The organism is Geminicoccaceae bacterium (assembly GCA_020638465.1).
Classification (GTDB): domain Bacteria; phylum Pseudomonadota; class Alphaproteobacteria; order Geminicoccales; family Geminicoccaceae; genus JAGREO01.
Genome location: JACKIM010000002.1, coordinates 382,232 through 407,875, shown reverse-complemented (window position 1 = coordinate 407,875; position 25,644 = coordinate 382,232). Strand labels below are relative to the sequence as shown.

The window sequence follows — 25,644 nt, the reverse complement described above, 5'->3', positions numbered from 1 at the left end:
AACACCTCCATAAAGGGTTCATAGTAGGATACTTGCAGGTGAGCCGCATCGGGTTGACGCAGCCCGAACGAGAACGGATCTGAAACAGAATTACCGGGTGACTGGACCATGCAGAGTTCTGGAGTTGTACGTATCGGCGTGATTGGAACGGGCTTCGTGTCCCGGCATTTCACCATGGAATTGCATCACCGCAAGGAATATGCCCTTTCGCGGGTCCTCACCCGGCGGCCGGTCGAAAGCTGCGCCGACTTTCCCTTCAGGGATGCGCTGACGGGATCGCTGAACGAACTCATCGACAACAGCGACATCATCTTCGAATGCACCGGGGACGTCCTGCATGCGACAGAGACCGTCGAAGCCGCCCTGGCAGCGGGCAAGCCCGTCCTGACACTCAATCCCGAATTCCATGTCACCACCGGCTCCTATTTCGTCAACAGGGGTTTCCTTACCGAAGCGGATGGAGACCAGCCCGGCTGCCAGGCGTCCCTGTTCGAGGAAGCGGCCGCCATGGGCTTCGAACCGATCGTGCTCGGCAACATGAAGGGCTTCCTCAATCGCCATCCCACGCCCGAGGACATGAAGTTCTGGGCCGGCAAGCAGGGCATCAGCATGCCCATGGTGACCTCTTTCACCGATGGCACCAAAATGCAGGTGGAACAGGCCCTCGTCGGCAATTTCTTTGGCTTCGACATCGCCCGCAACGAGCTCATCGGCCCGGAAACCGACGATCTCAAGGAGGTTTCGCAGATCCTCGGCGACGCCGCCGCCGAACTCGGCCGTCCGATCACCGACTACGTCGTGTCCCGCAAGCTGCCCCACGGCGTGTTCATCGTCGCCCGGCACAAGGATGAGCAAATCGACGCACTTCGCTATCTCAAGATGGGTGACGGACCGTACTATACGCTCATCCGCAACAACATCTTCGTCCATCTGGAGGTCTTCAGGACGCTCGAACGCATGATCAAACTGAAGACTCCCCTATTGCACAATCATGCGACCCCCTCTATTTCCGTTGCGGCCGTCGCGAAGAGAGATCTTCAGCCCGGGGAGCGGGTGGATCGCGGTTGTGGAAGTTTCGAGATGCGGGGCATCTGCGTGCGCATGCGGGAGAACCGGGGACATCTCCCGATCGGTCTGGCCGAGCAGCTCACGATGAAGCGGCGCATTGAAAAGGATCAGATCATCGGCCTCGACGATGTCGAGCTGCCGGAGACCCGGGCCCTTGAGGTTTGGAAAGAGATCGAGAACGGTGCATTGGCCGAGCCCAAGGCGGCTTGACATCAATAGCCGAGTTCTCGTGGCGCGCCGGTCCGTCCTCCCCGTGGACCGGCGCGCACCTAGATGCTCCTTTTGTCAAATTCGGCCATCATAGGCATTTTCGTCGATCTCGCAGGCAATGAGAGTGAAACGATCGGCATTCAGCGCCTGACGCAGCGCCGCCTCCAGACCCGGACGGTCGCGTACCGTCACTCCATGTCCACCGAAACCGCGGGCAATCGCCTCGTAGTCGAAACGCCCCAGATCGACCCCCAGTTTCCGCAACTGGCTTTCGCGCTGCTTCTTCTCGATCAACGCCAGGGAACGATCGACAAAGACCACGAAGATCACCGGCAGGCCGAGTTCGCTGCAGGTCGCAAGTTCACCGGTGAACATCAGCAGGCCGCCATCGCCGAAGAAGGCGACGGCCGGCCGGCCGGGTTCGGCGATCCTGGCGCCGATGGCCAGCGGCATCGCACCACCCATCGTGCAAAGGCCGTTGGACTGGAGGAGCGTGCGAGGCTGCGGGCATCGCCAGACCTGGTTGAAGAGGATGCGGTGCGCTCCGGCATCGACGGTCGCGATGGTCTCCGGTGGCAGCACCTTCCGTGCGACGTCGGTGATCGCCGCCGGCCCCCACTCTTCATCGATGCGAAACGGTTCGAGCACGGCGCTGCGAAGCCCGGCGATCTCCTCGTCGCTCCATTGCCCACTTGGCTCGGCACCGCCGCCTGCCAGTGCCCGCAGGCCGGCACCGGTGTCGCAGACGAAGAACAGGCCGGCCTGATGCATGTAGTGGTCGTTCGCGGTCGCTGAAAATTCGACAACCCTCTTGGTTGTCTCATCCCAGGGATTTTGCCAGCTCGGCCGCATTTCCACTGCGTCATATCCTGCCAGAATGATCAGGTCGGCGCACTCGATCACCGGTTTCAGCCGCGCGTCCGCGACCGGCGACAAGGCGGCCGGAGCGAGCGCCATCGGATGATCCTCGTCGAGGATGCCCTTGGCCTTGTAGGTCTGGATCACCGGCACCCGGAACCGCTCGACGAAATCCCGTATCGCCGGGCCGGCGTCATCGATCACGGCATCGAAGCCGGCAATCATCAGGGGACGACGGCTTTGCGCCAACCACGAACGCGCACGCGCCAGAGCGTCTCCCTCGGCAGGGCCGCTCGCACCCACGGGCGGCCGCCGCAGTTTTCTGCCGGCGCCCTCGACAGACATTGCAGCGACACGAATCGGCACATCAATCAGGACAGGGCCCGGCCGCGGGTCGCCGGCCAGCGCCAGGGCGCGCTCAGCGACCAGGTCGGGACGGACGGCATTCAGCTCGAAACTGCCCTTGACGGCCGGCTCGACCAGCCGTGCGTGATCGATCACCTGATGGGTGTAGGACAACCGGTCATCGGCATCGACGGCCCCGGCGATGACGATCAGCGGAACGCGATCGAGGCGGGCGTTGGCGATCACGTTGATGGCATTGCTCAATCCCGGCCCGACAGTGGCGACGAGGATTCCCGGAGCTCCCGTACGATGCCAGCAGGCTTCGGCCATGAAGCCCGCTGCCGTTTCGTGCTTGGCAAGATGGAAGGTGATTCCCGCCGCTTCGAGCGCATCGATGATGGCGAGAACCTCACCGCCGGGAATGCCGAAGGCATGCCGGCACCCCGCCTCCGCCAACCGCCTCGCCAGATGATCCGCCGCCCTCATCATCCCCCCCCTTCAACGATACGCCTGTCGGGTGGGACATTTCCACGTTCCACTCCGGCTATCAAGCCCGCTCCAGCCGACATGGGGGGAAGGGAAAGACGGTGCCCGGCTTTCGGCCAAGGGGATCGCCTTACGGGCACGATCCCCGGCGACACCGGCGGACCTTCGGATTTGCGACCTTTTGTTGCAGCGCAACACAAATCGCCTATGGTGGGGCCACCGCGTGGAAATACCGGCCAGAACCCGACTGAGGTGCGCATGGATCAAGTGATCGAACGGACAAAGCAGGAAACCTCCATGATCGAGACATGGCGAGAGCATCTTGAGGTTCACCGCTCCCGAATCGACGACGATCCCCTGGCCAATCCGATCAAGCTGCTGTCACGCGAGATCCTTCAGGCGATGCAGGACGGCACCATCGATTCAGGCGGAATCGAGGCGCTCGTCCAGCAGCTCTCCATGACCGCCTTCGACGAACGGGCGCAGCGTGTCCGCCGCTACATGGGCGAAGTCGATCCGCAGGCCAATCTTCTCAAGGTCGCCGAACTCGTCCGCCAAAGGGCCATGGCCGGCGACGAACCCCTGCCCTTCGCCGAATTCAGGACACTTGTCGAGCGTTGCCATTTCGGGATTGTCTTCACGGCCCACCCAACCTTCAGCCTGGCACAGGCGCTGCAACAGGATCTCGTGACACTTGCGCTGCAACGCAATATCGACGGCGATCCCCTGGCGGCCGAGGAACGTGCCGAGGTCGTTGCCCGGGCATCGCTGGCCAGGCACCGTCCCGAGCCTCAGCTCGACCTGGACGAGGAACACCGTCAGTCGCTCCATGCCATCGGCAACATCCGCACCGCCCTTGCCGACATGTACAGGGTCATCGGCGATGTCGCCCGCGAACTTTATCCCGACATGTGGATCACGCTCTGCCCCTCGCTCGTGAACGTCGCCACATGGGTGGGTTATGATACCGACGGCCGCTCCGACATCGGCTGGTCGGTGACCCTGTCCAAGCGCATCCGCACCCAGCTCGACCAGCTCGGCTATTATCGCGACCGCATCGCCGGCCTGCGCCGGAGCGCGCCGCCTTCCGCCGTGCTCGAAGCCAACCTGGAACTGATCGACGCCCGGCTGGCGCTGTCGGAAAAGGCCCTCACGGACGAACTTGCCGTGCTGGAAGCTTTTGACGCACGCGAACCTTCGACAGTGGGAGAAATCGCCACCATCTCACGCGAAATGGTCGCGGACCGCTCCCGGCTTGCCGATTCGCGACAGCTCGCAGGTTTGGTCGAACGGACGATGGACCTGGCCGAAGACGCCGATACGCGTCGTGAACTGTGGGTGCTGCGTGCCGAGATTGCCAACCAGGGATTGACCGCCGCGCGCACTCATGTACGCATCAACTCCGTGCAGCTGCACAATGCCGTGCGCAAGAGCATCGGCATGGACCATCCGGCCGACGATCCCGGCCATCGCGCCAGCTATCTCGAAGCGGTCGAGGAGCTCATCCGCAATGTCGAGCCGGTAAGCATCAATTTCGGCTCGGTGATGCATGAAAAGGCCACCGCCAAGCGGGTGTTCATGCTGATCCGGCAGATGCTGCGTCACTACGATGCCAGCGAACCGGTACGTTTCCTCATCGCCGAGTGCGAAACGCCGCTGACGCTGCTGACCGCGCTCTATTACGCAAGATTGTTCGGCGTGGACGAGCGTGTCGACATCTCGCCGCTGTTCGAAACCGCCAAGGCCCTAGACCGGGGCATCGACCTCATCCGCGGCACGCTGGAGGTCGAGGCTTATCGCGACTATCTCAGGAAACGCGGGCGTATCTGCATCCAGACCGGGTTTTCCGATGCCGGCCGCTACATGGGCCAGATCGCGGCCTCCCATGCGGTCGAACGCATCCGCATCGCCCTGCATGACCTGCTGGTGGAAACCGGGCTAGAAAATCTCGAAGTGGTGATCTTCGACACTCATGGAGAGAGTATCGGCCGCGGTGCTCATCCCGGGTGCCTCAGCGAGCGCTTTCGCTATTACGGCACATCGCACAGCCGCAAGCTCTTCACCGATGCCGGCATTCACATGCTTCAGGAAACGAGCTTCCAGGGCGGTGACGGTTACACCTACTTCCTGCGGACCGAGAGTTCGCTCGCCGTCCTCACCCGCATCCTCGAACATTGCTTCGGCGACTGCGACGAGGGTCCCGATCCCTTTTATGACCTGACCCATCGGACCGAGGAGTTCTTTGCCGCGATCAAGCAGTACAACAGTCAGGTCATCGACGATCCCTGCTATGCGGCCTTCCTTGGCGCCTATGGCGTCAACATGCTCTATCCCACGGGCAGCCGCGCGCTGAAGCGCCAGCATGATCGTGGGGTCGGCGCTGCCGACCTGGAACACCCCTCGCAGTTGCGCGCCATCCCGCACAACTCGATCCTTCAACAACTGGGGATCCTCGCCAATACGATCGGAGGCGTCGGCCAGGCGGTCGACAAGGATCCCGACTGGTTCCATCGCCTCTACCGCGAGAGTCCGCGCTTCCGCCGCCTGATGAACATGGTCGAGCATGCCTTCATGTTCACGGATCTGGACGTGGTGAAAGCCTATATCGACCTGTTCGACCCCGAGGCGTGGTTGCGCCGTGCCCAGCTGGAGAAGGACGACCAGCACGAGGAGGAACTCTCCCGCGTCGCCGACTTCCTCGAACAGATGCGCCAGCACTACCGGCTTGCCCGCATCTTCCGCACCTTCCACAAGGACTATAACGGTCTGGCCCGCGCCCTGCGCGATCACCGGCGGATGACGCGCGACGCCGGCGACGAGCCCATCGCCATCGCCCCGGCCATTCGCGACAATCTCCACATGCTGCATGCCCTGCGGCTGGCCATCATCCAGATGCTGATGCTGCGCGCCGTGCATGTACCCGACTTCAGCGACCGTCATGCGACCACACATGACGAACTGGTGGCCGGGCTGCTCCGGCTCGACGTCGAGCCGGCACTGGCGCTGCTGGGCGAAGTGTTCCCGCTGACGGAAACCGACCAGAAGCTCCATTTCGGCGAACAGGCATCCTATCAGGGCGATGACACGCAATCCTACGGTCACGAGCACCAGAAGATCTTCACGCCCATCGCCCGGTATCACGACCTGATCCGTCGCATCAGCAGCGGCATCATCCACCACCTGGGAGCCATTGGCTGACAGATCGGTAATTCTGTCGAAGAGAGGAGAACGAGTCGGTCAGCGCTCCAGCAACGACTGATCGCGGCGGGCGGTGGCCGCCTCGGCCTCCTCGCGACGTTGCAGGGAACGTTCGGCCGCCTCGGCCTCCTCGCGCTCCTTGGCCAGTCGTTCCTGGCGCTCCTGCGCCCTTGCCCGCTTGCGCAGGGCGCGCCACTCGCCGCGCATGGGCGACATCGACAGCCAGAGGGTAAAACCGCCCAATATGGTGCCGAGCATGACACCGAACAGCAGAATGCCGTAGACGGGCAGAGTGATGCCCGGCAAGGGCAGCGGAAAGAAACTCACTTCGACGTCGCCGCGATTGACCACGGAAAACGACACGATCACCACTGTGCCGAAGACGGCAAGCAGAAGGCGCAGGAGCCGTATCATGGAGACCACGCCCCCGCCGCGCCCGGACAAACGAAAATGGTCAGTTCATGTCGTTCAGGCGCTCGCGCAGTTCCTTGCCGGTCTTGAAATAGGGCACGGCCTTGTCGGGAACATCCACCTCGCTGCCGGTTCGCGGATTGCGGCCGACCCGGGCACCGCGGGACCGGACCGAAAAAGCCCCGAAACCACGCAACTCGACGCGATCGCCACGTTCGAGGGCCTGCGTCATTTCTTCGAACACCGTGGCAACGATACGTTCGATATCCCGCAGGTACAAATGCGGATTCGCTTCTGCCAGGCGCTTGGTCAAATCGGACTTTGTCATTCGAGGCGTTTTTTCCGATAGAGCGGTCAGACCGCTGTAGATCTCGACCGGGCAAGGCTGCCAGCATGACCGTTCACAGTCAAGCCGCTGAACCGTAAAGCCAGGGCTGGCTGGACTTCTGTGCCCCCTCGAACGAGTCGATTTCCCGGCTCTTCTGCATGGTCAGCCCGACATCGTCGAGACCGTTGAGCAGGCAGTGACGACGGAACGGGTCGACATCGAAGGCCACCGGTGCATTGCCCGTCGGACGGACGATTTCCTGCTTCTCGAGATCGATGACGAACGGGCGGCCATCGGCCTCCTCGGCCTCCTTCATCAGCAGTTCGACGGTTTCCTGCGGCAGGACGATCGGCAGCACGCCGTTCTTGAAACAGTTGTTGAAGAAGATGTCGGCAAAGGACGGGGCGATGACGCAACGTATGCCGAAATCGAGCAGCGCCCAGGGAGCGTGCTCGCGGCTCGACCCGCAGCCGAAATTCTCCCCGGCGATGAGAACGCCGGCATGCCGGTAGGGTTCCCTGTTGAGCACGAAATCGGCGATCTCCCTGCCATCGAGATCGTAGCGCATCTCGTCGAACAGGTTGACGCCAAGGCCGGTGCGCTTGATCGTCTTGAGGAACTGCTTGGGAATGATCATGTCGGTATCGACGTTGATCATCGGTAACGGGGCGGCAATGCCCTCGACCCTCGTAAACGGTTCCATGTCGCTTTCCACTTTCTCGGCGTCTTCGGCCCGATGCCCTGTCGGCACGGCGATCATTCTCCACCCCATATAAGGCAAGGCAAGGCGCGGCGTCCATGCCGCTTTGCACATCGGCCGCCGTACCCCGGCCTTTCAGAACATGCCGCGTCCCCTGAGTTGCACCCCCGTCACCAGGGTCACGAGATGGGCGAGCGCCAGCACGACTCCCAGCACGGAAACCATCAGCAGGATCGTCGAGGGGAACATCCCCACGTCGCCCAGTTCTCGCGGCCGCCGCTCGTACCACAGGCAGTAGCCACCCAGTCCCAGCCCGGCCAGGAGCAGGATCAGCGTCGGCATCATCCCCATGGCGCCATTCCCCTCGTCGCAACATTCCCCTCAGGCGAACAGGTCGAGCTGACCGTCGCGCCCGGGCTGACGGAACAGGTCGCAGCGCGATGGCATGCGCTCCCGATTGAGCCCCAGCCTCTCGCAGGCCCGGCGGAAACGTCGCTGGATGAGATCGGCATAGACACCCGTCCCCCGCATTCTCGTGTTGAAGGCGGGATCGTTGAGCTTCCCGCCACGCATCTGACCGAGAAGTGAGAGCACATGGCGCCGGCGCAAGGGGTAATGCTGCTCCAGCCACTCATGGAAGAGCTCCTTGACGTCGTGCGGCAGCCGCAGCAGCACATAACCCGCGCCCTTCGCGCCGGCATCGCGCGCGGCCTCGAGCAGGCTCTCGATCTCGTGATCGTTCAGTCCCGGGATCACCGGTGCCGTCATCACGCCGGCCGGAATGCCCGCTCCATCCAGCATCCCGATGGTCTCCAGCCGCCGGTGCGGTGCCGTGGCCCGCGGCTCCAGCCGCCGGGCCAGCGTGCGATCCAGGGTGGTCACCGACAGATAGACCCGTACCAGCCCGTTGCGCGCCATGTCGCCCAGGATGTCAAGATCGCGCAGCACGAGCGACGACTTGGTGACGATCCCCACCGGATGCCGGCAGTCGCGCAGCACTTCGAGAATGGAGCGGGTCAGCGACAATTGCCGCTCGATCGGCTGGTAGGGATCGGTATTGGTGCCGAGCGCCAGTGGCCGGCAGCGGTAGGAGGGCTTCGCCAGTTCGGCGCGCAGCAGGGCCGCCACGTCATGCTTGGCCAGGATCTTCGTCTCGAAGTCGATGCCCGACGACATTCCGAGATAATTGTGGGTCGGCCGCGCATAGCAGTAGATGCAGCCATGCTCGCAGCCGCGATAGGGATTGACCGACTGGTCGAAGGGGATGTCCGGGCTGTCGTTGCGGGCAATCACCGTACGGGTGGCATCGGCAAGGATCTCGGTCACCGGCGGCAGCGCACCCATCACCTCCTCCAGCGACGACCAGCCGTCATCGACCGGCTCCCCGCTCAGGCTGTCGAAACGGCTGGCCGGATTGCTCGCCGCACCGCGGCCCTTGAGTACGGTCGCCCTTGTCATTTCCCACTCTCCCCATCCAGGAACATTTCACGAACAATCTAGACCGGAACCATCCTCCCTGTCCAGCCGGCGACATCGCGGGCCGGCCCCTCATGGCCTCCTGTTCCAGGCATTTCCACTCCATGGACGAAGTCATCCCACCCGCCGCGAACCCCGCCGTCATGCGTAGTTCCCCCAATGGCGACGAACCTCTTTTCCCAGCGTCCATATGGCCTTATCAACGATCCCCAGTTGTTTTCATGCTTGCAAAGGCCGTGTTTCATGACCCTCAGGTTTGCCTGTGCCGCTCCCGTTCTGCTTGCGGTCCCACTCCTGGCCATTCCTCCTTCGGCGTGTGCGGCCGATGTCGAGGGAACCTCGCGGATCGACGCCGTGACCGTCTACGCCGACCGGGCCCAGGTCACGCGGGTGGTGCGCGCGCAGGTACCCTCCGGAAGCAACCGGGTGATCCTCTCTGACCTGCCGGTGGCCGTCATGCGAGCGAGCCTGCGCAGCCGCGGCGGCGGCGAAGACTGGCAGCTGGGCCGGGTAGCGCTGACCGAGCGGGAGAAGGCCGAGCTGGTGGAGGAGCGCGAGCGCGAACTGACCCAGGAGATCGAGGCCCTGCAAAGCCAGCAGCGCATCCGCGAGGACCGGATCAAGGCGCAGCGGATCAAGCTCGACTTCATCGGCAGGCTGGGCGAAAGCACCGCCGCGCAGATCAATGACAGGGTCGACACCGGCGCGATCGACCCCGACACGTGGGAAAGGGGCTGGGCCAAGCTGGTGTCGGGCTCCGGCGAGGCCCTCGATGCCATCCGCCTGGCCGAGGAGGACCTTGCCCAGCTGGCCAGACGGGCCGACCGCGCCCGGCGCGAACTGCATCAGCTCGCCACCGGGGCCCGCGCCGTGCTGGAGGCGGCTGTCGATGTCCAGGCCGACCGGGCCACGGAAGTGACCTTCGAGCTGACCTATCAGGTGACGGGGGCCTCATGGCAGCCGCAATACGATGCGCGGCTGGCGAGCGAAGGCCGCACGGTGACCGTGACCCAGTACGGTTCGGTGTCACAGGGGACCGGCGAGGCGTGGGACAATGTCCTGCTGGCCTTCTCGACCACCGCGCCAGGGCGCGGCGAACTGGCCGAACTGCAACCCTGGCGGGTGGATATTGCACGCCCGGTTCAGCCGTCGGTCGTCATGAGCCGTAGCCAGTTCGGCAAGTCGGAAGCCCAGGACATGGCCGGCAATCTCGCGATGTCCGATGACGTCACGGCCGGAAGCGCGCCTGCACCGGTGATGGCCACCGCGGAGGTTTCCGAGTTCGCGGCCAGCTACAACGTCGAGGGTCGGGTGAGCGTGCCGTCCGACCGGTCGCAGCACGAGATGGTCATCGGCCGCGGCGAGGTTCCGGTCGAGCTTCGCGCCGAGGCGGTGCCGAAGTTCGACCGGCATGCCTATCTGGTGGCCCGCCTGACACAGCCGGGCGGGGCGCCGTGGCCGGCCGGCATGATCACCCTGTTCCGCGACGACGCGCTGGTGGGCACGGGCCGGCTCGATGCGATGCAGCCGGGCGAAACCCGGGACCTGTCCTTCGGGCTCGACGACGCCATTGCCATCGACTACCGGCTCGATACCGGCGCGCGTTCGAGCGAGGGCATCATCAACAGCTATCAGCGCGAGGAACGGCGCTACCTCATCGATGCCACCAACCATCACCGGACGGCGATCGAACTGACGATCCTCGACCAGATGCCGGTGCCCCAGGACGAGGATATCACGGTCGAGATGCTCGACGACACCACTCCGCCCACCACCGTCGACCGGGACCGCAAGCGCGGCGTGATGGCCTGGACGGAAACGCTCCAGCCGGGGGCATCCATGGATCTGCGCTTCGGCTATGCGATCACCTGGCCGAAGGGCGAACGGCTGGAAGGCTTCTGACAAGGAATTATTTCCTTGACTTTTCGATAGGGTTCATGGCAGGTACGGGAGCATGACACGATGTGCCCCGAGCCCCGTTCCTGCCGGAAATCCCGTGCGCCCGCCGCTGTCGGCGGGGCGGGAGATCCTGTTGCTGTGCCTGGGGCGGCTCCTGCTGCTGGGCTGGCTGCTGGTGTCGCGGCGCAGGGCACATGGCGGGGTCCGCGAGGTGGCCCTGCCCGGCTTCCTGCGGATACCGGCGGGTTCGTTCTGCTACGCCACGCTCAGGGGCGGCGATCTCGCCCGGCAGTTGCGTTTTGCCATCATGGCGGCCGGGTATTACCGCGATTTCTGGCGGATGATGTACCTGGACGAGGTTGAAGGCCCGCGGACGGTTGACGCCGAACTGGCCCATCGCACCCATCGGCGCGAGGCGTGGCAGCGGATGCGGCCTGCCCTCATCGCGGCCGCTCCCGCCGCACCTGTAGCCCTTCGCTACATGCGCGTTGCGGTTGTGGCTCCGGCCGATGCCCGGCCACTGCGGGCGGCGGGCCATGCATCCCGGAGCGCCATCCCTCCCCCCGTGGAGACCTTCCCCACCGCAAGAGCCATCACACGCGCGCACCGGATTCGCCCCGATCGATAAAATTCTACGAAAATTGGAGGCAGGACCGGCACCTTCCTATTCCGCGAACAGGTCGCGGGCGTAGCTATCGATCGGCGGGACATCCTTTACGAGCCCCTGGTCGGCGAGGAACCGGGCAAAGCGGATATAGCGATGATGGTCGAGTGCGGCCGGTGCCAGCGAGAATCGCGGCAGGGTATCGCGCCATGCCCGGGCGTTGAGTTCGTCATCCAGCTCCTCGCCCGTGGCCCTGAAGATGTCGAAGGCTTCATCGGGATGGTTGACGAGCCAGTGGGTGGCCTGTTCGACAGCGGCGAGAAAGCGGCGCAGTTCCGGCCGGTCGAGATTGCCGGCATGGGCGACGTAGATCAGTTCGTCATAGGCCGGCACTCCCTCCTCTTCCGGATAGAAGGCCCGGCCGGGGCGGTCGACAAGGTCCATCTGGTTGAGCTCGAAATTGCGGAAGGCGCCGATGACACCGTCCACCTGACCGGAAATGACGGAGGGCGACAGGGAAAAATTGACATTGACGAGTTCGACGTCATCGAGGGACAGGCCGTGCGCACCGAGCATCGCACCGAGGATGGCTTCCTCGAAACCGCCGACCGAAAAGCCGATCTTGCGGTCCCTGAGGTCGCCGATCGAGGCGATGGGACCGTCGGCGAGAACGACCAGGCTGTTGAGCGGCGTGGCGATGGCGGTACCGATGCGCGCCAGCGGCAGGCCCGCATCGACCTGGAGGTGAAGCTGCGGCTGGTAGGTCAGTGCGATGTCCGCGTCGCCGGCGGCAACCAGCTTGGGCGGATCGTTCGGGTCGGCAGGAGCGATCAGTTCGACGTCGAGATCCTGGGCCGCGAAGAAGCCCTTCTCGCGGGCGACCACCAGCGGGCCGTGGTCGGGATTGATGAACCAGTCGAGCATGACCGTAAGCTTGTCGGCGGCCTGCGACGGTGCTGCGACAGCGACGACAGCCAGGGCCGCGGCGGCTGCCAGGACGGGAAGGACACGCATCAGGAAATTCCCATATTGTTGTCGAGATCGGTTTCGAGCTGCCAGGGGGCCATGAGCCGGGCGGTACGGTCGACGGCGAGGTAGAGGGCCAGCGCCATGGCGGCCAGCACCAGAAGGCTCGCGAACATCAGGTCGATCTGCATGCGGGCGTTGGCGTGCAGCATGAGGAAGCCAAGGCCGCCGGACGACCCCACCCATTCGCCCACCACGGCACCGATGGGAGCCACCGAGGCAGCGACCCGCAGCCCCGAGCCCAGGGCCGGCAGGGCGGCGGGGATGCGGATGAGCCGCAGGGTGTCGAGGCGGGTGGCGCCGAGCAGGCGGGCCAGGTCGAGGATCTCGCGATCGCAGCGGCGCAGGCCGTCATGGAGCGCGGCGGTGACCGGGAAATAGATGATGAGCACGGCCATGGCGATCTTCGAGCCCATGCCGTACCCCAGCCACAGCACCAGCACCGGGGCGAGCGCGAAGACCGGAAGGGCCTGGCTCATGACCAGCACCGGCAGCAGCCAGCGGCGTGCGCCATCGAAGCTCGCGAGCAGCAGCCCCGAGGCGATGCCCACCGCGACGCCAATCGCGAAGCCGAGCAGGATCTCCGACGCAGTGATCCAGGCGTGCGAGAGGATGAGCGGGGCGCGGGTGACGAGCGTGTGCAGAACGCCTGCCGGACCGGGCAGGATGTAGGGTGGCGCGCCGCTGACGACGACCACCGCCTGCCACAGGGCCAGCAGGCCCAGGGCGGTGACGATGGCGCGCTGCCATCCCTTCTCAGCCCCGCACGCCAACCGGCCGGGCTCCCGGGAAGGCTCTGGATCGCCCGTTCACGCAAGGATCCGGCCGCATGGGGATGCGGCAATGGCGGAGGTTCATGGCGCGTCGCCTCCCGTTCCTGGCCACAAGCGGTGGAAGTGGTGCACCGGACCGTGCCCCTTGCCGATGTCGAGCCTGTCGGCGGCGCGAATGGCCGCGCCGATGTAGGCCTTGGCCGCGGCAACGGCCTCGGGCAGGCTCCGGCCGAGCGCGAGATTCGCGGCGATCGCCGAGGAAAGGGTGCAGCCGGTGCCATGGGTATTGCGCGTGTCGTGACGGGCCGTCTCGAACCAGTGTTCGTCACGCCCGTCGAACAACAAGTCGGGACATTCCCGACCTGGCAAATGTCCCCCTTTCAGCAGGACAGCGGAAGCGCCGAGATCGACCAGCCCGCGAGCAGCCTTGACCATCGACAACCGGTCGTCCACCTCGCGCGCGTCCAGCAGAACAGCCGCCTCCGGCAGGTTCGGTGTGATCACCGACGCGAGCGGCAACAGTTCGCAACGCAGGGCCTCGACCGCATCATCGCGCAGCAATTTATCTCCACTTTTGGCAACCATCACCGGATCGACAACAACCCAGCGTGGCTTCCAGTGCCGCAGGCGGCGGGCCACCACCTCGATCACCTCGGCCTGGCCGAGCATGCCGATCTTCACGGCATCCGCGCCGATATCCATCATCACCGCGTCGATCTGCGCCGCAACGAAATCCGGTTCGACGTCGAAGATCCCGGTGACCGCCACCGTGTTCTGCGCCGTCAGTGCGGCGATGGCCGACATGCCATATACACCCAGAGCGGAGAATGTCTTCAGATCGGCCTGGATGCCCGCGCCGCCGCCACTGTCCGAACCGGCGATGGTGAGCGCCCTCGCGACCGTCATGACAGCGCGTCCTCGACGATACGGCGCAACCGCCGCGCTGACGCTTCCACATCGTCAGCCATGAAGATGTCCGAAATGACCGAGACCCCGCCCGCACCGGCCTCGATCACTCCGGCAGCATTCCCATGGGTGATGCCACCGATACCGCAACAGGGCACGCCGCGCAGATGGGTCAGTCGCTCCCGCAACCCCTGCGGCCCGATCGCCGGGTCGGCATCATCCTTGCTCCGGGTGGCATAGACCGGTCCGATACCGGCATAGTCCACCTCGCCGTTCGCTGCCTCGCGCGCATCGTCGGCACAGTCCACCGTGAGACCAATGAGCGCGTCCGGGCCGAGCAGTCGCCGCGCGTCCCCGACCCGCATGTCGCTCTGTCCGACATGCACGCCCTCCACCCCGGCCGCCAGCGCCACATCGACCCGGTCGTTGATGAGCAGTGGCACACCTGCCGGCCCGCACACATCATGCAGCGCCCGCGCCATGTCGACGAAATCGCGCGTGCCGGCATGCTTGTCGCGCAGTTGCAGCAGGGTGATGCCGCCGGCCAGCGCCGCCCGGACCAGTTCGACCGGATCCCTGTTCCGGGTCCGCGCCGGGTCGATAATGCCATACAGCCTGAGGTCGAGTGCCGGTTTCACGTTATCCTCGCCCGTCGTGCAATGGTGGGACCATCGAGGTGATAGATCGCATCGATCAGATGCGGCTGGAAGGTGCCGGGTCCACCGGCCTTCCCGGCCGCAATGTCGCCGGCGATGGCGAACACCAGCAGGGCGCTGGCCGTGGCCGTGAACGGATCCGGGTCAACCGCGAGGAAGGCGCCGTTGAGCGCGGAAAGCGCACAACCCATGGCGGTAATCCGGGCCATCAACGGACTGCCGTTGTGAATGTCGATCCGCCGGGTTCCGTCGGTGACATGATCGACCTCGCCGGTCTCGGCGATGACCAGGCCGGCCGCCCCTTCGAGGGTCCCGACCTCGCCACGATTGCAGCGCAGGACGGTCGGCCGCAGATCCATCAGCAGGGTCGCAAAGGCGAGCCTGCGGCCCGAACGGTCGACCTTGACCGGATCAAGCAGCCACGGGCGCCCCAGCTTGTTGGCGACGGCAATGGCCATGGGCACGCTGATCTTGCGCCACGGGTCGAGCTGGCCGAGATTGACCACCAGCGAGCGTGCCGAACCGACGAACTCCTCGATCACCGTTTCGTCGATGGTCATGGACGGTATGGCCCCGGCCGCGAGCAGCACATTCGCCGAAACGTTCATGGCGACGAAATTGGTGAGCACATGCACCCGCGGCCTCTCGCTGCGGATGAGCTCGAGATTCTCCGTGGCCTTGGCGTACAATTCTTCGGGCGTCATGCCTTCCTCCCTCTGTCCGGATCCTCGAAACGGCAATCTAGCCGCTCATGACCGGTATGGGAGTACGGACGATCCCGCAAATCCGTGGCGGGCATCCCAAATCCCTACGCCGGTATGATCCGGATCAGGTTCCACGGGTTGGCGGCACCGCCTCTCAGTCCGCCGCGACGCGGACACCCCATTGAGACACCCCACGAACTAGGCGCAATTCCTGCGACTGGCAAGAGCCTCGTACGCTCGGGGGAAGGCAGGAATGATGTCGGTCGGATTTGCGATATCAGACGACGATGCCGCTTTGATCCACGGTGTTCTCGACGACCAGCGTCGCCCCGTTGAAGGAATAGGACGTGTAGTCAGCGTGGCTCGTATCCACCGTGGCGCCGCCGAAGTGGCCGGAAACCGCGTCACCGCCGGAGCCCGTGATGGTGAGGACATTGCCGGTGGCGGAGATGTTCAGGACCTCGCCGGCATCGAGCACCAGCCTGTTGCCCCCGCCGGCAAGGTCGATTTCCTCGATCCCCTGGATCCGGGCATCATCGACGAGGTTGAGATCGAGCGTCATGCCCGAGCCGTCGAGCCGCAACGTATCGTGACCCTCGCCGCCGAAAATATGGGTCTGCGAATTCGTATCGAGAATGCCGGCAAGATCATCGACGATGAGATCGTCGCCTTCATTGCCGACAAGATAGTCATGTCCGGCTCCGCCGACGATGATGTCGTCGCCGCCACCGCCATGGACCCGGTCATCGCCCGACTGCCCCCAGAGCTGATCGTCACCGGAGCCGCCCTTGATGTAGTCGTCGCCCGCGCCGCCATAAATCCTGTCGCTGTCGTAGGAGCCGCGAATGACATCGTGGCCATCGCCGCCGGTCTCGGCCCAGGGACCTCCGGTCGCGTCCTGCAGGCGGATCGTGAAGGACCCCTGGTCCGAACCGCCCTTGCCATCGCGGACGGTGTAGTACAACTCGAATTCCGAGCCCGCGGAACCCGGTGCCGGGTCGATCTGCAAGGAGAGATATTCCTGCTCGGTAAGAATCTGCCCCGACTTGACCTGCGTGCCGTCGCTTCCGAGCGTGATGGTAGCAATGGACTGGTCGGGAATGTCACCAAGCTGGTAGGTCAGCGTGTCACCATCCACATCGGTGGCGGAATGGGTATTCATCGTTATGGCGTCGACATGATCCGGCAGGATGATGAACTTGTGCGGTTCCGCAACGGGAGGGTGGTTGTTCGGGCCACTGCCGCCACCATCACCACCGCCGGACCCGGTCTCCCCGCCGCCATCACCACCACCCGACCCGGTTTCTCCCGCACCGTGGCTGCCCGTGTCCGTCGACAGCGATGCGTGCCTCGCCTCCGACGCACGCGCTCCGTGCAGGTCCGGGAATGTCACCGATCGTCCGAGCTGGGTCGGATCGAGGACGCCGGTCACGCCCAGCCCGGCACCGATCGACCCGGCGGCATAGGCCGAAAAATCGGCACCGCCACCGTCGCTGACCGGCAGGGCGGTTTCATCACCGGCTGCAGGCTCGATGGCCGCCGGGTCGGCGGAAGACGGGTCGAATCCCGCGAGGACTTCGCCCACGGGCATGGCCGGGAAACCGAAGGCCGAAATCAGGAGGGGTGGACTGGCCACGGCCGACGAGGCAAACTCCTCGATGAACACCGCACCGCCGCCGACCGGCTCGATCAGCAGACCCCCGTTGACAACGGTGTATGCGGCCCCCTCGAAGCCACTCCTTGCCAGCTCCACGGTCATCCCGGGCTCTACGACATAGGCCACGCTGGCACCGTCGACCGGAAGGGTGACGTGCAGGACGGGATCGACGACCTGTCCCTGGGCGATCCGAACTTCAGCATCCTGGGATTTGATGTCGCCGAGAGCCTGCGCCCTGGCAGCCTCGCCCGGTGTGGAAACGATGCAGACATCGGCCCGCTCCGGAAGTTCGATGATTGATGCAGCGTTCGAGCCGGTATCGGCCATTGTCGGTTCCCCCAAAATTCGATTGAGCCGTCGCGGCGTTGCGAAAGCGGCTCGCTTCTCATTCGTGCTGGCAGGCCCGCGATCGGACCTGCCGGGTCCTTACCGACGTGGTGAATGCTCTCTTGCGGCATCTCTGTCCTTGAGGATGCCTTGCCTTGAGGATGCCTTGATTGATCGAAGCCTACCAAAGTCCGGCGACAGTCAAAAATTTTTCACGCGGATGCGTTACCGGAGTATTTTTTCGCATTAACCTTCAAGGACGATGCAGGCGACAGGGACCGCTCATCCGGCGTTCCAAGCCTCGACAACGCCTCTCCATCGAGGCGTTCAACCACCTGCCCGCGACCTGTTTGGCCTTTCGATCGACAGGATCTGGCTCTATAGGTCCTTGCCAATTCCAGCTCTCGGAAAACCGGAGAAACGATCATGGCACACCAGTACGAGGCTGTGGCACGTGAAGCGCTGACGTTCGACGATGTCCTGCTTGAACCCGGTTATTCCGAAATCCTTCCGGCCGGCGCCCGTGTCCAGACGCGCATTGCCGACGGTCTCGAATTGCGGATCCCCCTCCTCTCGGCAGCCATGGACACCGTCACCGAAGCGCCCATGGCCATTGCCATGGCCCAGCATGGCGGCATGGGAATCATCCACAAGAACCTCGGCATCGACCAGCAGGCCGCGCATGTCCGGCAGGTAAAGACCTTCGAGGCCGGCATGGTGGTCAATCCGCGCGCGGTCGAGCCTTCCACCACCCTGGTCGAGGCTCTCGCCATCATGGAACATCACCGGATCTCCGGATTGCCGGTCGTGGACCCGGCAACCGGCCGTCTTGTAGGGATCCTGACCAACCGTGACGTGCGTTTCGTCGACAGCGACCACACGCCCGTCCATGAACTGATGACCTCGGAGAACCTCGTCACCGTCAGCGAAAGCGTGACCCGGGCGGAAGCCCGCCACCTGCTCCACAAGCACAGGATCGAGAAACTCCTGGTCGTCGACGATGCCTATCGACTCAAGGGGCTGATCACGGTCAAGGATATCGAGAAGGCCCAGCGCTTTCCCGATGCCGCCAAGGACCAGCACGGCAGGCTTCGGGTGGGCGCGGCAACGGGCACCGGCGACGATGGCTACGAGCGGGCGATGACACTCATCGATGCGGGCGTGGATCTCATCGTCGTCGATACGGCGCATGGACACTCGAAGGGCGTGCTCGACGCGGTTTCGCGCATCCGCAGGGATTCCAATGCGGCCAGGATCATGGCCGGGAATGTCGCCACCGCCGATGCCGCCAGTGCGCTGGTCGATGCCGGCTGCAACGCGATCAAGGTCGGCATCGGCCCCGGCTCGATCTGCACGACCCGGATCGTCGCCGGCGTCGGCGTGCCGCAGCTCAGCGCGGTGATGGATGTCGCGCGGCGTTGCCGCGACCGGGGCATTCCGGTGATCGCCGACGGTGGCATCCGCGCCTCGGGCGACCTCGCCAAGGCCATTGCCGCCGGGGCGGACTGCGCCATGCTCGGGTCGATGCTGGCGGGTACCGATGAAGCCCCGGGCGAAGTGTTCCTCTATCAGGGTCGTTCCTACAAGGCCTATCGCGGCATGGGGTCGCTCGGGGCCATGGCCCGCGGCTCGGCCGACCGGTATTTCCAGGCCGAAGTCTCCGATCAGCTGAAGCTGGTTCCCGAGGGCATCGAGGGGCAGGTGCCCTATCGCGGTCCGGTAGCCAATATCGTCCACCAGCTCGTGGGGGGGCTGAAGGCGGCGATGGGCTACACCGGCAATGCCGACCTGGCCGCCATGCAGCAGAACTGCCGCTTCCTGCGGGTCACCCCGGCAGGCGTGCGTGAAAGCCATGTGCATGACGTCGACATCACCCGGGAAGCCCCAAACTATCGACGCTGAACGGAGCGTCTTGCGGTTGGATCTTGATGGGCCGGGGAATCGGGGCGATCGGCCCGAGGCTCCAGCCCGTTGTTTCGCCGCACTCCCTGTCGTCCATGCGTTCCACCTGAACGGGAACGACCCTGGCGCTCAGACGCATTCACTTCGTTCATTCACCCGAGCACCAGTTCCTTGTTTTTGCATCAATTTATCCAGACAGATCAGTATGATCTGTCTGGATCGATGCACTAGATCCAGCGGCGGACACGTTGGCAATAGGCAGTGTAGGCATCGCCGAATGTCTCTCGAAGGCGATCTTCCTCGGGTCGGATAAATCGCCACGTGACGACGATCATGAAGACCGGAAGCCCAATCCAGGGTGAAAGACTTCCAAGGTGGAGCGCCCAGCCTTCCAGCAACAGGAGATCGGTGACATAGATGGGGTTGCGCGACAGGGCGAAGATGCCACCGGTCACGAGCGCGCTGGGCTGGTGATGCGGATGGATCGTCGTTCGCGCACGCCACATGCGCCAGGCGGCGAGGATCGCCGGAACCAGCCCCGCCAGTGCGATGACCGATCCCGCAACCGACAGGGCGTCGCCATTCGAGAACCGTACCAGCGGCACTGCTGAATCGAGCAGGCTCATGCCTGCCCCGACCAACAGCAGATAGACCGGCGGCAGGTCCAGATGGCGCAGGATGCGCATCGCCGCCCCCTCAGCCGCCGACCGGCAGGACCGCCCGGAAACGCAGGCGGACATAGTCGGCGATCCAGTTTCCCGCACTGTCGCACAGGGCCGGACGAAGAATATCGACGGCCCGGGTCAATGCCGCCGCGTGGCGATCTTCGGGTATGTGCCGCAGGAAGGGGGATGCGAATGTCTCAAGCCAGCCCGCCATGCCCGTGGGCAGCGGCGTCGGCCTCGGGATCAGGTCGATCTGCTCGACCGTGAAGCCCGCCGCTTCCAGCAGCCCGCGATATTCCGCCGGGCTCGGAAAGTACCAGGGCCGGACGTCCAACCCGTCCGCCCCCTGCTCGCCGATGGCCACCCGAAGGGCCGTGCAGATGGCCGCCACATTGGAAAATCCGCCCATTTCGCCGATGAACCGCCCGCCCGGACGCAGGGCCCTTGCGACACCGGCGATCACCCGTTCGGGCTGCTTCATCCAGTGCAGCGCCGCATTGCTGAACACGGCATCGAATTCCCGGTCGAAGGCAAGCTCGTGGCCGTCGACCAGCACGACCTCCAGCCCCCGCGCGCGAGCTGCCTCGACAAGATCGGGCGAGGCATCCGCACCGACCACCTCGGGACCCAATGCGGCGATCTTCTCGCTCAACGCCCCGTCGCCACAACCCAGGTCGAGCACACGTTCGCCAAGGCTCGGCGCCAGCAACTCGACCACCGGCATGCCCAGATCGGCCACGAAGCGCGCATGGCGCGCATATCCATCAGCCGACCATCGCTGCCCCGCAGCCTGTCCATCCGTCACCCCATCCGTCAACCGCCCTCTCCCTCTCGCTCTCACCGTCGCTGGCCACCCGATTGTGACCGCCACGAACCCGCCTGACAACACGCGTCCTGCCGATGGCAGCCGGCGCGTGGCATTCACGCAATGTTTACCGGGCCGTGCGAGACTGGTCCAAGGCGAGGACAGTGGACGGTACATGCCCGACCGATGAGCGATGAACCCACGAGCGATCCGAAGGCGATACGGGCGATGCTGCCCGTGGCCCCGCTGCTCGCGGTCATCGTTCCCACCTACCGCGAGCGCGACAATGTCGGGCCACTGGTCGATGCCATCGCGAATGCCCTTGACGGAACGGCCTTCGAGATCATCATCGTCGACGACGATTCACCGGACGGCACGGCGGCCCGCGCCCGGTCGATGGCGCAGGGCGATCCCCGCATCCGTGTGATCCAGCGGCTCTACCGCCGTGGTCTCGCCACCGCCTGCACCGAGGGCATGCTGGCGACATCTGCCCCCTTCATGGCGGTGATCGATGCCGACAGGCAGCATGACGAAAGACTGTTGCCGCTGATGCTCGAACGACTGCGGGACGGCCGGCACGACGTGGTCATCGGCAGCCGCTACATGGACGGCGGCGGCACCGGCGACTGGGCGCGCGAACGCCTGCGCATCAGCCGGATCGGCACGTTCATCGTGCGAGCCGTGTTGCGGCAACCGGTCAGCGATCCGCTCAGCGGCTTCTTCATGCTGCGCCGTACCTTCTTCGACCGCACCGCCCGGCGCCTGTCGAGCAACGGTTTCAAGATTCTCGTCGACCTGCTGCTGTCGGCCGAACGCCCGCCGCGCATACTGGAGCTGCCCTATACCATGCGCAGTCGCGAACTCGGCACGAGCAAGCTCGACCTCACCGTGGCCATCGACCTGCTCGTCCTGCTCGCGCACAAGAGCATGCGCCGGATGCTTCCGCCCCAATTCCTGCGTTTTCTGGCATCCGGCGTCATTGGCGCCATCGTTCACATGCTGGCCCTCGCCCTGCTCCACCTGGGCAGCGGCGTATCCTTTGCAATCGCCCAGGCCAGCGCGACCGGTGCCGCCATGACCATCAACTTCGCGGTCAACAACCGACTGACCTATCGCGCACGGCGCCTGCACGGCCTGGGCGAGGTCGCCGGCCTCCTGCGGTTTTACATGATCAGCGGTGTGGGAATGCTGGCCAATCTCGCGGTCGCCGACTTCCTCTACCAGTTCGGCGCGAGCTGGTGGGTGGCCGGTCTCTTCGGCACGGCCATCGGCTCGCCGCTGAATTTCGCCATGAGTTCGCTGTTCGTCTGGTCCCGGCCGCGGCACCCCGCACCCGATCCGCCGGCACCACTCGAACCCGGCATCCTGCAGGAGCACATGAATTGACCCTTCTCTCATCGTCCGCCCGGGCCATCCATGATCCGGGAAACGTCGGCTGTGGCTTCGAGGACCGGGTACCGCAGGGATACTACGATCGCGCGACCCGCCGGCCGGGCATCCAGTCGAGCTGGCACAGGCAGAAATTCGAGCGTGTACGCGAAGCCATGGGCGATTTCGACAGCCATCTCGACATCGCCTGCGGCCCCGGCACGTTCATCGGGATGTTCGGCGACGGCCGGTCCGTCGGCGTCGACCTCGCCACCCGGCAACTCGCCTATGCGAAGGCGACCCATGGCGGCACGGGCTGGGTCGCCTGCACCGCCGATGCCCTGCCCTTCGCACCGGCCAGCTTTGATGTCGTCACCTCGGTCGAACTCATCGAACACATTCCGCGCGAAGCCGCCCTGACCATGCTGCGCACGGTCCACGGGATCCTGCGCAAGGGCGGAAGGCTGGTGCTGACCACACCGAATTACCGCAGCCCGTGGCGGCTGCTGGAGCCGCTGGTATCGATGCTGGGCGAGGTCGATTACAGGATAGAGCACATCACCCGCTACGACCGCGACAGCCTGCGCCACCTCATCGAATGCGCGGGCTTCGAGGATGTGCGGATCCGATCCTTCCAGCTCTCGGGGCCCTTTCTCGCACCGATCGGCCGGAGGGCCAGCGATGCCGCCGCACGCTCGCGCTCGCTGGGCCTGGAAGACCGCATGGGCTGCCTGCTGCTGGCCGAAGCGCAGGCATGACCGCCATGCCATGCGCCGGTCCCGCGTCTTCGGCAGGGGTCGTCGAGCCTTCCCGCGAGCGCGGGCTTTGCGGTGTCATCCTCGGCCTGTCGATGCTGGTGATGATCGCTCATCTGGCCATGACCTGGCGTAACGGGCCGTCATCAAGCGATTTTTTCGTCTTCTGGTCGACCGCCCGGATCCTGGCGGGCAGTCTGCTCGAAACGGTCGCCGACCTGTACGACCCTCAGGCGCTGACTGCGCTTCAACAGCACTATCGCTGGCATACGGGCGAATTCCACCCGTTCGTCTATCCGCCCACCATGCTGCCCGTCATCCGCCCGCTGGCGATGTTCGACTACCCAAGCGCGGAGTTCCTCTGGCTTGCGGTCTCGCTCGGCATCCTCGGCTGGGCCGTCGAAGGCCACCGCAAGCCGGTGCGGCTGCTGGTCATCGCCGCAGCACCGGCAAGCCTCGTCAACATCGCGTTCGGCCAGACCGGGTTCTGGACGGCGGCGCTGCTCGCCGGCGGGCTGCTGCGCCTCGACCGCGCGCCGGTTTGCGCCGGTATTCTCATCGGCCTTGCCACCATAAAACCACAACTGGGCCTCATGATACCACTGGTCCTCATCCTGGCCCGTGCCTGGACCGTACTGGTCGCAGCCACCCTCACCACCGGTATGATGGTGGCCCTGTCGGCCCTGTTCCACGGTTTCGACCTATGGTTGAGCTGGCTGGCGGCGGTGAAGATGTTTTCCGGACAGATGACCGTCAATCTCGACCACCTGCTGCCCTGGCTCGGATCCCTGGCCGCGACATTGATGTCCTGGGGATTGTCCCCGCCAGTGGCACAACTCGGCCAGCTTGCCCTGATTCTCGCTCTGGCCGCCATGCTCGCCGGCATCGCCCGCCGAACGGACAGGCCGGCCCTCATCGCCGCCGGGCTCGCCGCGACCTTCGCGGCGACACCCTTCTGCTATGCCTATGACAGCGTGCTGCTGGTACCGGCCGTGATGCTGGCAGCCGAACGGATGCTCCTCCGGAGCCCCTCAGGGCCGCATCTGCGCCTCACGCTGGTTGCCGTGTGGTTCGCACCCTTCCTGTCCATCGGGCTGATGCCCCACGGCCTGCCGGTCCTGCCGCTGGCCGCAACGGCACTGGTCGGCTGCCTCCGGGCAGAGGAGCGCTCCCGCGCTGGCGGCCAGCCGGCAACGGAAGGACGCACCCTGCCCGTCACGGTCAGCCGCCTCAGCCCAGCCGCTCGGACAGGGCCTTGATGCGCAGGCGCAAGGCGTTGAGCTTGATGAAGCCCTCGGCGTCGCGCTGGTCGTAGACCGTATCCGCCTCGAAGGTCGCGTATTCCTCGCTGTAGAGGCTGCGCGGCGCCTTGCGGCCGACAACGCTGACATTGCCCTTGTAGAGCTTGAGACGCACCGTGCCGGTCACGTTCTCCTGGCTCCTGTCGATCAGTGCCTGCAGCATTTCACGCTCGGGCGCGAACCAGAAACCGTTGTAGATCATCTCCGCATAGCGCGGCATGATCTCGTCCTTGAGGTGAGCGGCACCGCGATCGAGCGTGATGCTCTCCATCGCCCTGTGCGCCGCCAGCAGCACGGTGCCGCCCGGCGTCTCGTACACGCCACGCGACTTCATGCCGACAAAACGGTTTTCCACGAGGTCGAGCCGGCCAATGCCATTGGCTCCGCCCAGATCGTTCAGCCGGATGAGCAGCTTCGCCGGCGACAATCCTTCACCATCGACGCTGACGGCATCGCCACGCTCGAAACCGATCTCGACATAGGTCGGCGTTTCGGGTGCCATCTCCGGCGAAACCGAACGGGTGAACATCTCGTCCGACGGTTCGGTCCACGGATTTTCCAGCGCCTGCCCCTCATAGGAGATGTGCAGCAGGTTGGCATCGGTGGAATAGGGCGGCTCGCCGCGCTTGCCGCGGGGGATCGGGATCTGCCGGCTCTCGGCATAGGCGATCAGCTTCTCGCGGCTGTTGAGATCCCACTCGCGCCACGGTGCGATCACCTTGATCGAGGGATCAAGGGCATAGCAGCCGAGTTCGAAGCGCACCTGGTCGTTGCCCTTGCCGGTCGCACCGTGGGCCACGGCATCGGCTCCCGTCTCATGCGCAATCTCGATCAGGCGCTTGGCGATCAATGGCCGGGCAATCGACGTCCCGAGCAGGTAGGTGCCCTCGTAGAGGGTGTTGGCGCGAAACATCGGGAAGACGAAGTCGCGAACGAACTCCTCCTGGAGGTCGTCGATGTAAATCTCCTTGACCCCCATCATCTCGGCCTTGGAGCGCGCGGGTTCCAGCTCCTCGCCCTGACCGAGATCGGCCGTGAAGGTCACGACCTCGCATCCATAGACATCCTGCAGCCATCGCAGGATGACCGATGTGTCCAACCCGCCCGAATAGGCAAGCACGACCTTCCTGACGTCGCTCGACATCCCCTACCCCTTCAACACTTGCTCGTCATGATTTGTTTGGCCGTCCAGGCCGGCGGCATCCCCGATCCGGGC

At 64.9% G+C, this 25,644-nt stretch carries 23 protein-coding genes and 1 riboswitch; of the genes, 8 read left to right on the top strand and 15 right to left on the bottom strand.

What is annotated here, in order from left to right:
• Positions 1-108 precede the first annotated feature (108 nt).
• Positions 109-1,278, top strand: coding sequence for an NAD(P)-dependent oxidoreductase (locus H6851_12300; protein ID MCB9944386.1), 1,170 nt, complete (start codon positions 109-111; stop codon positions 1,276-1,278).
• A gap of 75 nt (positions 1,279-1,353) precedes the next feature.
• On the opposite strand, the gene H6851_12295 is transcribed toward H6851_12300, so the two are convergent.
• Entirely contained in the window at positions 1,354-2,970 is a 1,617-nt protein-coding gene (locus H6851_12295; GenBank protein MCB9944385.1) for a thiamine pyrophosphate-binding protein, read from the bottom strand.
• A gap of 255 nt (positions 2,971-3,225) precedes the next feature.
• Between H6851_12295 and H6851_12290 the strand changes: the two genes are divergently transcribed.
• On the top strand, positions 3,226-6,165 hold the full coding sequence (locus H6851_12290; protein MCB9944384.1) for a phosphoenolpyruvate carboxylase: 2,940 nt from the start codon (positions 3,226-3,228) through the stop codon (positions 6,163-6,165).
• 39 nt (positions 6,166-6,204) lie between these two features.
• On the opposite strand, the gene H6851_12285 is transcribed toward H6851_12290, so the two are convergent.
• The 5 genes from H6851_12285 to H6851_12265 all read right to left on the bottom strand — a co-directional run bounded on the left by H6851_12285 (position 6,205) and on the right by H6851_12265 (position 9,062).
• Positions 6,205-6,579, bottom strand: coding sequence for a LapA family protein (locus H6851_12285; GenBank protein ID MCB9944383.1), 375 nt, complete (start codon positions 6,577-6,579; stop codon positions 6,205-6,207).
• Between the two features lie 40 nt (positions 6,580-6,619).
• A complete protein-coding gene (locus H6851_12280) occupies positions 6,620-6,904 on the bottom strand; it encodes an integration host factor subunit beta (GenBank protein ID MCB9944382.1) in 285 nt (94 codons plus the stop codon).
• Positions 6,905-6,983: 79 nt separating this feature from the next.
• Positions 6,984-7,607: a 3-isopropylmalate dehydratase small subunit gene (gene leuD / locus H6851_12275; GenBank protein MCB9944381.1), complete on the bottom strand. Its 624-nt coding sequence runs from the start codon at positions 7,605-7,607 to the stop codon at positions 6,984-6,986.
• A 132-nt stretch (positions 7,608-7,739) separates the two neighbouring features.
• Positions 7,740-7,955 carry a hypothetical protein gene (locus H6851_12270; protein MCB9944380.1) on the bottom strand — a complete coding sequence of 72 codons (216 nt, stop codon included), beginning with the start codon at positions 7,953-7,955 and terminating at the stop codon, positions 7,740-7,742.
• 30 nt (positions 7,956-7,985) lie between these two features.
• A complete protein-coding gene (locus H6851_12265) occupies positions 7,986-9,062 on the bottom strand; it encodes a PA0069 family radical SAM protein (protein MCB9944379.1) in 1,077 nt (358 codons plus the stop codon).
• A gap of 261 nt (positions 9,063-9,323) precedes the next feature.
• Between H6851_12265 and H6851_12260 the strand changes: the two genes are divergently transcribed.
• Together H6851_12260 and H6851_12255 are read left to right on the top strand one after the other, a co-directional pair.
• Positions 9,324-10,982, top strand: a complete 1,659-nt coding sequence (locus H6851_12260) for a mucoidy inhibitor MuiA family protein (GenBank protein MCB9944378.1) — start codon at positions 9,324-9,326, stop codon at positions 10,980-10,982.
• Positions 10,983-11,034: 52 nt separating this feature from the next.
• Positions 11,035-11,607, top strand: a complete 573-nt coding sequence (locus H6851_12255; protein MCB9944377.1) for a hypothetical protein — start codon at positions 11,035-11,037, stop codon at positions 11,605-11,607.
• Between the two features lie 36 nt (positions 11,608-11,643).
• Here the strand turns inward: H6851_12255 and H6851_12250 are convergent, their stop codons facing one another.
• The 6 genes from H6851_12250 to H6851_12225 all read right to left on the bottom strand — a co-directional run bounded on the left by H6851_12250 (position 11,644) and on the right by H6851_12225 (position 17,632).
• Positions 11,644-12,597 carry an ABC transporter substrate-binding protein gene (locus tag H6851_12250; GenBank protein MCB9944376.1) on the bottom strand — a complete coding sequence of 318 codons (954 nt, stop codon included), beginning with the start codon at positions 12,595-12,597 and terminating at the stop codon, positions 11,644-11,646.
• Positions 12,597-13,382 (bottom strand): ABC transporter permease, encoded by a 786-nt coding sequence (locus H6851_12245; GenBank protein MCB9944375.1) that lies wholly within the window; start codon positions 13,380-13,382, stop codon positions 12,597-12,599. The genes H6851_12250 and H6851_12245 overlap by 1 nt, the downstream gene beginning before the upstream one ends.
• Before the next feature lie 81 nt (positions 13,383-13,463).
• Positions 13,464-14,288 carry a bifunctional hydroxymethylpyrimidine kinase/phosphomethylpyrimidine kinase gene (gene thiD / locus H6851_12240; GenBank protein MCB9944374.1) on the bottom strand — a complete coding sequence of 275 codons (825 nt, stop codon included), beginning with the start codon at positions 14,286-14,288 and terminating at the stop codon, positions 13,464-13,466.
• The gene (gene thiE / locus H6851_12235) at positions 14,285-14,926 is read right to left on the bottom strand and encodes a thiamine phosphate synthase (protein MCB9944373.1); all 642 of its coding nucleotides are present in this window, start codon (positions 14,924-14,926) and stop codon (positions 14,285-14,287) included. The genes thiD and thiE overlap by 4 nt, the downstream gene beginning before the upstream one ends.
• Positions 14,923-15,648 carry a hydroxyethylthiazole kinase gene (locus tag H6851_12230; protein MCB9944372.1) on the bottom strand — a complete coding sequence of 242 codons (726 nt, stop codon included), beginning with the start codon at positions 15,646-15,648 and terminating at the stop codon, positions 14,923-14,925. The genes thiE and H6851_12230 overlap by 4 nt, the downstream gene beginning before the upstream one ends.
• Before the next feature lie 83 nt (positions 15,649-15,731).
• Positions 15,732-15,839, bottom strand: a riboswitch (TPP riboswitch).
• A gap of 86 nt (positions 15,840-15,925) precedes the next feature.
• Complete coding sequence (locus H6851_12225) at positions 15,926-17,632, bottom strand: hypothetical protein (GenBank protein ID MCB9944371.1); 1,707 nt, start codon at positions 17,630-17,632, stop codon at positions 15,926-15,928.
• 426 nt (positions 17,633-18,058) lie between these two features.
• Between H6851_12225 and guaB the strand changes: the two genes are divergently transcribed.
• The gene (guaB, locus tag H6851_12220; GenBank protein ID MCB9944370.1) at positions 18,059-19,534 is read left to right on the top strand and encodes an IMP dehydrogenase; all 1,476 of its coding nucleotides are present in this window, start codon (positions 18,059-18,061) and stop codon (positions 19,532-19,534) included.
• 227 nt (positions 19,535-19,761) lie between these two features.
• On the opposite strand, the gene H6851_12215 is transcribed toward guaB, so the two are convergent.
• Positions 19,762-20,220, bottom strand: coding sequence for an isoprenylcysteine carboxylmethyltransferase family protein (locus tag H6851_12215; GenBank protein MCB9944369.1), 459 nt, complete (start codon positions 20,218-20,220; stop codon positions 19,762-19,764).
• Between the two features lie 10 nt (positions 20,221-20,230).
• Complete coding sequence (locus H6851_12210) at positions 20,231-20,923, bottom strand: methyltransferase domain-containing protein (GenBank protein MCB9944368.1); 693 nt, start codon at positions 20,921-20,923, stop codon at positions 20,231-20,233.
• A 267-nt stretch (positions 20,924-21,190) separates the two neighbouring features.
• Here H6851_12210 and H6851_12205 point away from each other — a divergent pair, with 267 nt between their 5' ends.
• The 3 genes from H6851_12205 to H6851_12195 are packed head-to-tail and all read left to right on the top strand — an operon-like array spanning position 21,191 to position 24,386.
• Positions 21,191-22,390: a glycosyltransferase family 2 protein gene (locus H6851_12205; protein MCB9944367.1), complete on the top strand. Its 1,200-nt coding sequence runs from the start codon at positions 21,191-21,193 to the stop codon at positions 22,388-22,390.
• Complete coding sequence (locus H6851_12200) at positions 22,387-23,130, top strand: class I SAM-dependent methyltransferase (GenBank protein MCB9944366.1); 744 nt, start codon at positions 22,387-22,389, stop codon at positions 23,128-23,130. Before H6851_12205 ends, H6851_12200 begins: the two co-directional genes overlap by 4 nt.
• On the top strand, positions 23,127-24,386 hold the full coding sequence (locus H6851_12195; protein ID MCB9944365.1) for a DUF2029 domain-containing protein: 1,260 nt from the start codon (positions 23,127-23,129) through the stop codon (positions 24,384-24,386). Before H6851_12200 ends, H6851_12195 begins: the two co-directional genes overlap by 4 nt.
• Here H6851_12195 and H6851_12190 read toward each other — a convergent pair.
• The gene (locus tag H6851_12190; GenBank protein ID MCB9944364.1) at positions 24,358-25,572 is read right to left on the bottom strand and encodes an argininosuccinate synthase; all 1,215 of its coding nucleotides are present in this window, start codon (positions 25,570-25,572) and stop codon (positions 24,358-24,360) included. The genes H6851_12195 and H6851_12190 overlap by 29 nt on opposite strands.
• Between the last annotated feature and the right edge of the window lie 72 nt (positions 25,573-25,644).

Coding starts and splice junctions, on each gene's coding strand:
- H6851_12210 (MCB9944368.1), bottom strand. CDS start 20,923: ATGCCGGTGGTCGAGTTGCTGGCGCCGAGCCTTGGCGAACGTGTGCTC.
- H6851_12290 (MCB9944384.1), top strand. CDS start 3,226: ATGGATCAAGTGATCGAACGGACAAAGCAGGAAACCTCCATGATCGAG.
- H6851_12280 (MCB9944382.1), bottom strand. CDS start 6,904: ATGACAAAGTCCGATTTGACCAAGCGCCTGGCAGAAGCGAATCCGCAT.
- H6851_12260 (MCB9944378.1), top strand. CDS start 9,324: ATGACCCTCAGGTTTGCCTGTGCCGCTCCCGTTCTGCTTGCGGTCCCA.
- H6851_12265 (MCB9944379.1), bottom strand. CDS start 9,062: ATGACAAGGGCGACCGTACTCAAGGGCCGCGGTGCGGCGAGCAATCCG.
- H6851_12270 (MCB9944380.1), bottom strand. CDS start 7,955: ATGGGGATGATGCCGACGCTGATCCTGCTCCTGGCCGGGCTGGGACTG.
- H6851_12285 (MCB9944383.1), bottom strand. CDS start 6,579: ATGATACGGCTCCTGCGCCTTCTGCTTGCCGTCTTCGGCACAGTGGTG.
- H6851_12300 (MCB9944386.1), top strand. CDS start 109: ATGCAGAGTTCTGGAGTTGTACGTATCGGCGTGATTGGAACGGGCTTC.
- H6851_12195 (MCB9944365.1), top strand. CDS start 23,127: ATGACCGCCATGCCATGCGCCGGTCCCGCGTCTTCGGCAGGGGTCGTC.
- H6851_12255 (MCB9944377.1), top strand. CDS start 11,035: ATGACACGATGTGCCCCGAGCCCCGTTCCTGCCGGAAATCCCGTGCGC.
- H6851_12205 (MCB9944367.1), top strand. CDS start 21,191: ATGAGCGATGAACCCACGAGCGATCCGAAGGCGATACGGGCGATGCTG.
- H6851_12295 (MCB9944385.1), bottom strand. CDS start 2,970: ATGATGAGGGCGGCGGATCATCTGGCGAGGCGGTTGGCGGAGGCGGGG.
- leuD (MCB9944381.1), bottom strand. CDS start 7,607: ATGGAACCGTTTACGAGGGTCGAGGGCATTGCCGCCCCGTTACCGATG.
- H6851_12250 (MCB9944376.1), bottom strand. CDS start 12,597: ATGCGTGTCCTTCCCGTCCTGGCAGCCGCCGCGGCCCTGGCTGTCGTC.
- H6851_12190 (MCB9944364.1), bottom strand. CDS start 25,572: ATGTCGAGCGACGTCAGGAAGGTCGTGCTTGCCTATTCGGGCGGGTTG.
- H6851_12225 (MCB9944371.1), bottom strand. CDS start 17,632: ATGGCCGATACCGGCTCGAACGCTGCATCAATCATCGAACTTCCGGAG.
- guaB (MCB9944370.1), top strand. CDS start 18,059: ATGGCACACCAGTACGAGGCTGTGGCACGTGAAGCGCTGACGTTCGAC.
- thiD (MCB9944374.1), bottom strand. CDS start 14,288: ATGACGGTCGCGAGGGCGCTCACCATCGCCGGTTCGGACAGTGGCGGC.
- H6851_12230 (MCB9944372.1), bottom strand. CDS start 15,648: ATGACGCCCGAAGAATTGTACGCCAAGGCCACGGAGAATCTCGAGCTC.
- H6851_12215 (MCB9944369.1), bottom strand. CDS start 20,220: ATGCGCATCCTGCGCCATCTGGACCTGCCGCCGGTCTATCTGCTGTTG.